The organism is Fulvimonas sp. R45 (genome assembly GCF_030504985.1).
Lineage (GTDB): Bacteria > Pseudomonadota > Gammaproteobacteria > Xanthomonadales > Rhodanobacteraceae > Rhodanobacter_A.
In genome coordinates this window covers 62,982-69,436 of record NZ_JASERU010000018.1, presented here as the reverse complement: position 1 = coordinate 69,436, position 6,455 = coordinate 62,982, and the positions used below count along the sequence as shown (strand labels likewise).

The 6,455-nt window shown below is 69.8% G+C and carries 3 protein-coding genes; all 3 read right to left on the bottom strand.

Annotated features, from left to right (window positions below; all coding sequences use genetic code 11):
* Positions 1-504: 504 nt before the first annotated feature.
* The 3 genes from QMK61_RS14690 to QMK61_RS14680 are packed head-to-tail and all read right to left on the bottom strand — an operon-like array spanning position 505 to position 6,448.
* Complete coding sequence (locus tag QMK61_RS14690; protein WP_302072978.1) at positions 505-2,373, bottom strand: beta-galactosidase; 1,869 nt, start codon at positions 2,371-2,373, stop codon at positions 505-507.
* Positions 2,374-2,384: 11 nt separating this feature from the next.
* A complete protein-coding gene (locus QMK61_RS14685; RefSeq protein WP_302072977.1) occupies positions 2,385-4,238 on the bottom strand; it encodes a right-handed parallel beta-helix repeat-containing protein in 1,854 nt (617 codons plus the stop codon).
* A gap of 26 nt (positions 4,239-4,264) precedes the next feature.
* Entirely contained in the window at positions 4,265-6,448 is a 2,184-nt protein-coding gene (locus QMK61_RS14680) for an alpha-N-acetylglucosaminidase (RefSeq protein WP_302072976.1), read from the bottom strand.
* Positions 6,449-6,455: the final 7 nt, after the last annotated feature.

Below are 6,455 nucleotides of genomic sequence, written 5' to 3'. Positions count from 1 at the left end.
ATCGTCTGTGTAGCGACGACGGGTAATGCGTTGCATGGGAACCTCCAGGGTGCGATCAAAGTATCGCTTCCTGGCCTCCGCTCTGGCGGGGCAGGTTCACTATGGCCGTTGCTTCTGCGCGCTGGGAGCGCGCTGCTTTTCCGGGGCCCCTGGGCGGCGGTGAGGTGGGGACGAGAAGGCCGCGCAGCGGGCGAGTCCAGGGAGGGACTCGCCTTTTCGCGCGGGCAGGAGCCCGCTCGAAAAGCCCGGCCCCGCCTCACGCACTTGCCGGGCAGGACGCCCGGCAAGCGCCAACCGGGTGTCGTTTTCTCTTGGCTACTTCTCTCTTGGACAAGCAAAAGAGAAGTAGCTCGGGCCGCGGCAGCGGCACGAAACCGCTTTGAACCTTGCGGATACGCGGGAGCAAAAGCTCCTCTTCCCCGTAAGCGGGGGAAGGAGTCGCTTGCGAATTATTCCGGGCCGCAGCGAGCACCAACCGGCCGGGGCGCCAACCCAAGGCATGCCTCAATCGTGCAGGCTGGTGGCGCCACCAACCGGCGCGCCGCCTGTGCGGTGGAAATCCAGCACCAGGATCTCGTTGACGCCCCTGCGCCACCAAGGCGCCGGGCAGTACAGCCGCTGCTGCGGCCCCAGGTTCCAGTAGCGTCCGAGCAGGTGGCCGTTGACCCACAGGTAGCCCTTGCGCCAGGCGCTCATGTCCACGTAGGCATCGGCTTCGGCGTCGCGTACGACTTCGGCGCGGAAGAACAGGCCGGGCCGGTCGGGCGCCGAGGGGGCCGGGGCGTTGCGCACGCGCCGCACCAGCATATCGTCCACCGGCAGGCTGTACACGTCCCAGTCCAGCAGTGCCTGGCCGTCCAGCAGCGCCTCGCCGACCAGTCCCTTGCGGTCGCCTCGCTGCTGCGCGGAGCCGATGTGGCCGAAGCTGTCGATCAGCAGGTCGAGCGTGCGTTCCTGTCCGTCCAGCGCGAAGCTTCCTGCGGTGTGCAGGCCGGGTTTGTCGATGCGCGAGACGTAGTCCAGGTAGCTGCCGTCGGCGAATACGGTGGCGTAGTCGTGCACTCCCGTGAGTTGCAGCCGGCGTCCGCGCACGCGTTTGCGGTAGAGCACCATGCCCTGGTTCTGGCCGAACAGTTCCTCGTTGGAACGCGGCTGGTGCACCTGCCGCGGCGATGGCAACAGATCCCACAGCGAGGCCACCGGCTTCGCCACGACCGGATCGAAACCCGCGATCGGTGGCGTCGCCGGCACTTCGGGCAGGCGACGTTGCAGGTGCTGTGCGATCAGCTCGCGGAAGCGGTGGTAGGCCGGCGTCGGCGCGCCATGCTCGTTGATCGGCGCCGCGTAGTCGTAGCTCGTCGTCACCGACGAGAACCCGCTGCCGTCCATGCGCGAGCCGCCGCTGGAGGTCAGGCCGAAGTTGCTGCCACCGTGCACCACGTAGAGGTTGAACGAGCGCCCGGTGGCCAGCAGCTGCTTCAGCGTCGGCTCGAAGCTGTCCTGCTGGAAGCCCGGGTCGCCCCAGTCGGACAGCCAGCCCGGATAGCCCTCGCCCATCCACACCGGATGGTCGCCGGCGATCGCCTGCGCCGCGTCGAAATCGGTGTCGCCGTCCAGGCCCAATGCCGCGCCGGGCAGGTAGGTGCGGGTGGACTGGATCTGGCTGAGGCCGTCGGAGATCGAGAACGGCCCTTCGATGCCGCGCTCCAGCCACAGCTGGCGCAAGGCTTCGAGGTAGCCGAGGTCGCGCCCGTACGAGGCGTACTCGTTCTCGATCTGCAGCATCAGGATCGGGCCGCCGTTCGCCACCATCAGCGGCGCGATGCGCGGTGCGACATGGTCGAAGTAGCGGCGCACCGCCGCCATGTAGCGCGCGTCGTCCTTGGTGCGCACGACGATGGTGGGATCACGCAGCAGGTACGGCGGCAGTCCTCCAAAGTCCCATTCGGCGGCGACGAACGGACCGGGCCGCAGGTACACCCACATGCCCTCCTCCGCGCACAGGCGGATGAAGCGCACGAAGTCGCGCGCGCCGCTGGTCATGTCGAACACGCCGGGTTCAGACTCGTAGGCGTTCCACATCAGGTACAGGCTGACGGTGTTGAGGCCCATCGCCTTCGCCATGCGGATGCGTTGCCGCCAGTACACGGGCGGGATGCGGATCGGGTGCATCTCGCCGCTCATGATCTGGAAGGGTTTGCCATCGAGCAGGAACTGCCGCTTGCCGAAACTGAAATGGTGTGCCTTGCCGTCGCTGGGTCGCGGCGCGTGTTCGGCGGGCGCGGGAGGCGTGTCCGCACGCAGGCGGAAATCCGCGGCCAGGGTGCCCGCCGCACCCAGTGCACCGAGTTTCAGGAAGTGCCTGCGCTGCATGGGCTTGCCTCCTACGGTTCCGGGCAGGCGGCCGGCACACGAATGGGCAGCGCGGGCTCGGGCCGGCCCTCGCGCGGGCCGGCCGCGCGTTGCACGGCCAGCGCCGCGGCGGGCAATGTCTTCAGGCCGGTGAAGTTGGGCGACCAGACCTTGGTCGGGCCGGGGTTGTGCGGCTTGCCCGCACTGTCGGTCCAGTTGTCGACGATGCGCAGATGGCCGCTCCACGAGGCCCAGGCGCTCACCCAGGAGCCCAGCACCACGTTGTGCTCGACGTCGAAGTACGTGCTGTGCTCGTCGAGGTAGATGCCGTTGGCGCCGGGATCGCGGCGGATGTCGATGGCGTTGCGCACCACGCAGGACGTGCCCGGCGTGGATTGCCCCTGGGTGTAGATCGCGCCGCCGTCGGCCAGCTGCAGCATCACCCGCTCGATGCGGTTGGCCACGATGTGGATGGCCGACTCCACCGGCTTGTCGCCCTCGTAGTTCCAGCCCCAGCCCACCGAGATGCCGCTGTACGGCAGGTCGGCGATGCTGTTGTGCGCGATCTCGATGCCGTTGACGAAGCCGGCCATGATCGCCACGTTGTCGCGCCAGGCCAGCGCCACGTGGTCGATGCGGTTGTCGTCGATCACGATGTCGGAGGTCTTGCCGGCCGGATCGGCGGGATGCCCTGCCGTGTCGCCGGCGAACACGGCGCCGCCGCCGAGGTCGGTGAAGCGCGAGTTCGTCACCGCCGCGCCGTGCGTGCCGCCCGCCAGCGCGATGCCCGCCGCCGCGAGTTGCCGGAAACTGTCGCGGTCGAACACGATGTCGCGGCCCGCTTCCACGTCCACCGCGCTGCCGATGCGCGCCATGCCCTCGCCGTTGTCGGGCAGCGCGGCGCGGCCGTTGCCCTCGATCAGGTAGCCCGCCTGCAGGGGCACGTAGCCGTCGTCCAAAGCCGGCTTGCGCCATTCGGTGCCGGCGAAGGCGATGCCGCTGAACACCAGGTCGTGCACCGGCGCCTTGAGGGTGCCTTCCAGTTCCAGCAGTTGCTCCAGCACCGGCACTTCGATCACCGGTGCGCGTGCCGCTTCGCCGGGTACGGGCCGGTAGCGCAGCACATGCTGCGCCGTGTCCACCGTATAGCTGCCGGGCGTGGCCGGATCGCCGGCAAGGTTCTCGAACCAATCCACGCCGCCGTAGTACTTGCCCACCGGGCTGGCCACCGCCCAGCCGTTGCCGCGCGAGTCCAGCGTGGCGTTGCGCCAGCACGGCTGGGCGAGATCGACGCGGCCCCGCCCCAGCGCGACCACCCGGCAACGGAAGTCGCGCCAGCGCGCGTGCAGCGCCGCCAGCGAGCCCACCTGCAAGGTGCGCAGGATCGCCGGTGGCACGTTCGACAAACCCTTTGCATCCACCACGCAATGCGGGCAGGCCCCGGTGCGCGCCGGCCAGCGCCGCTGGCCATCGACGTAGATACTCGACGGCGCATCCGACGATGGCAATGCAAAACGCCACAGCACACCATCGCGCGCGCCCTGCACGAGCCGGGCGCCGGACAACACCGGATGCGCGCCCGGCGCCGCCTGCCAGCGCACCGGATGGCCTTTAGCGCCGCTGTCCGCGGCATCGAACCGCAGCGGCTGCTGCAGGCGATAGGTGCCGTCCTGCAACTGCACGGTGATGTCGTCGTGGCCCTGGGCGCGCAATGCGCGAACCTTCGCCTGCGCCGCCTGCAAGTTGCAGGGCGACGATGCTTCGCAGGTGCCGGTGGCCGAAGCCGCCGGCGCGACGCGCAGGGTTTGCGCCCGGGTGGCGAGCGGCAGCAGCAACAACGCCACGAACATGCATGGCAGGCGGATGAATGTCGTGGATGCAGTCATGGCATGTCCTTCTTTCGTCGCCAGCCTCACGGCTTGCAGGTCCCGAGCCGCTGCGCCACTGCGGACGCCAGTTGCCACGGATCGCCCTGCGGCGTGGTCGGTTCCTGCGTGCGCGAGACCGCCCACGCGTGCTCCATCGCGTACCAGTCGATCTTCGCCGGTGACTTGCCCGTCGCCAGCGACTGTTCCAGCGATGCGAAGAAGCGCCGCCAGCGCGGCGCGTACAGGCCGCTCACCAGGCCGGAAAGCTCGCGGTTGGCGTAGTCATGCAGGCCGCCCTCGTCGGCGCCCTGGCGTCCACCCCAGAGGGTGATGAGCGTGCGCTGGTCGTCGTCGAACTGCGCCGCCTCGGCTCCATTGCCCGCTGCCGCGCGCGCAGGAGCGAGCCAGTGGCCGAGCAGGAAATCCGGATCGCTGGCGAGCAGGCGGTCGAGCAGCATCATGTCATCCAGCCACGCGGCATCGAGTGCATGCAGGCGCGCGGCATCCTTCGCGACGTAGGCCGCCCTCACCTGGGGCAACAGCACGCGGGCGCGGTTGGCCAGCGCCTGCCGGGCGACGTCCACCAGGTCGTAGCGGTAGGCGCTGGTCTCGCGCAGCGCGGGCGCCACCTGCAACAGTTCGCACAGCGACCGGTCGAAGCGCTGGCCGTCGTAACGCATGGCCGGCGGCGACCAGCTTGCCGCGGTGTCCACGTCCAGCGACGGGCGGGCATTGAACAGGCTGTCCTGCGGTTCCGACCATTCACCGGAAGGCATCGCATAGGCAGTCGTACCGAGGATGCGCCACGCGGCCTCGGCATGCGCGTCGGCGCCGCCGTAGCGGTTGTCGGCGTAGGCCTTGAACCAGGCGGCCCCGTCGTGCGGCACCGGCTCCCACGCCAGCGCGGTGAACAAGGCGAACGCCGCCGGGTCGATGCCGCTGGCCTCGGGCATCCAGGCGATGCCGCGCAGCTTGCTGCCGGGCTTGTCGCGCCACGCGGCGAAGCGCTTCAGCCACACGCCGGCGTTCGCGCCCAGCGTGCTGTGGCCGCCGAAGTTGGGGATGCTGCCGAAGGCATACGGCACGCCGTGCCAGTCCCGCTCGCGGTCCAGCCCGTCGTAGCGGTCGGACAGGCCGTCGACGATCAGCAGGTGCTGGTGATCCACTGCATCGAGTACCGCCGGCAGCGGGTTGTGCTGCCAGCCCAGCAGCACCCAGCGCGCGCCCGGATGCGCGGCCTGCAAGGCCCGCATCACGCCGCGCGCGGCGTCGGCCACCGGCACGTCGCCGGCGCGGCCGCCTTCGTGCAGCAGGTCCATCTTGTACATCGTGCCGTCGCCGAACAGTGCCTGCTGCTGGCGGTAGAAATCCGCCGCGATCTTCGCGTAGAGCGGATCGCGCGGATCGAGCCAGCCCGGCCGCCTGAAGCCCACCCACATGCCCTGCGGCACCAGTTTCGCGCCGGGATGCTTCGTGGCGAAGCCGTCGGGCACGGTGCCGAAGTAGCCCGGGAACACCGGCACCATGCCCAGTACGCGCAGGCGCGCCACGATCTTCCGCGCCAACGCCACGCGTCGCGCATATTGCTGCGGCGACACCGGCGCGTCGAAGCCGGACATGTTCTGCAGCAGCCACCACGGCTGGTGTGCGGTGGCGGGAATCCACGCGCGGATCTCCGCATCGCTGTAGCCGAAGTCCCGGAAGGTGCGGCGATACACCTCCTCCGTGCCAACCGGCATGAACACCTCGTCGATGCCGTGCAGCGCGAGCCGGTCGATCTTGCGCTCCCATGCCGGCCAGTCGAGGTAGGCGTTCGAATAGCCGTCGTCGGTGTCGTTCAGCGCGTAGCGGTCCGGCACCACGGCGCGGCGGGCGATAGTCGCGGCGGGCGCCGGCAGCGTGGCCGGCAGGCGCGAAAGACTGTCGCCCGGCCAGCCGATGCCGACGTGCGCCGCCTGCTCCAGGTAGGCCTCCACGCCGGTCAGGATCACCGCAGGCGAGGTGCCCGCCACCACGATGTGCCCCGGCGTGCCATGCACCTCGAAACGATCCGCGCCCTGCCCGCGATCCAGCGCGACCAGGGCGAACTGCGCCTGCTGCCGCGGCAGCAGGCGCTGCAGCGCCTCGCGCGCCGGGGCGGTGTCGAAAGGCGGCTGCGCCGGTGTGGCGGCGAAGGCCGGGAGCATGCCGATGCCTGCCAGCAGGCCGCAGGCCAGCAGTTGCTGCATCCGTAGC

What these genes read in the sequence shown, in the direction of transcription:
- QMK61_RS14685 (WP_302072977.1), bottom strand. Translation starts at nt 4,238, where the DNA reads ATGACTGCATCCACGACATTCATCCGCCTGCCATGCATGTTCGTGGCG.
- QMK61_RS14680 (WP_302072976.1), bottom strand. Translation starts at nt 6,448, where the DNA reads ATGCAGCAACTGCTGGCCTGCGGCCTGCTGGCAGGCATCGGCATGCTC.
- QMK61_RS14690 (WP_302072978.1), bottom strand. Translation starts at nt 2,373, where the DNA reads ATGCAGCGCAGGCACTTCCTGAAACTCGGTGCACTGGGTGCGGCGGGC.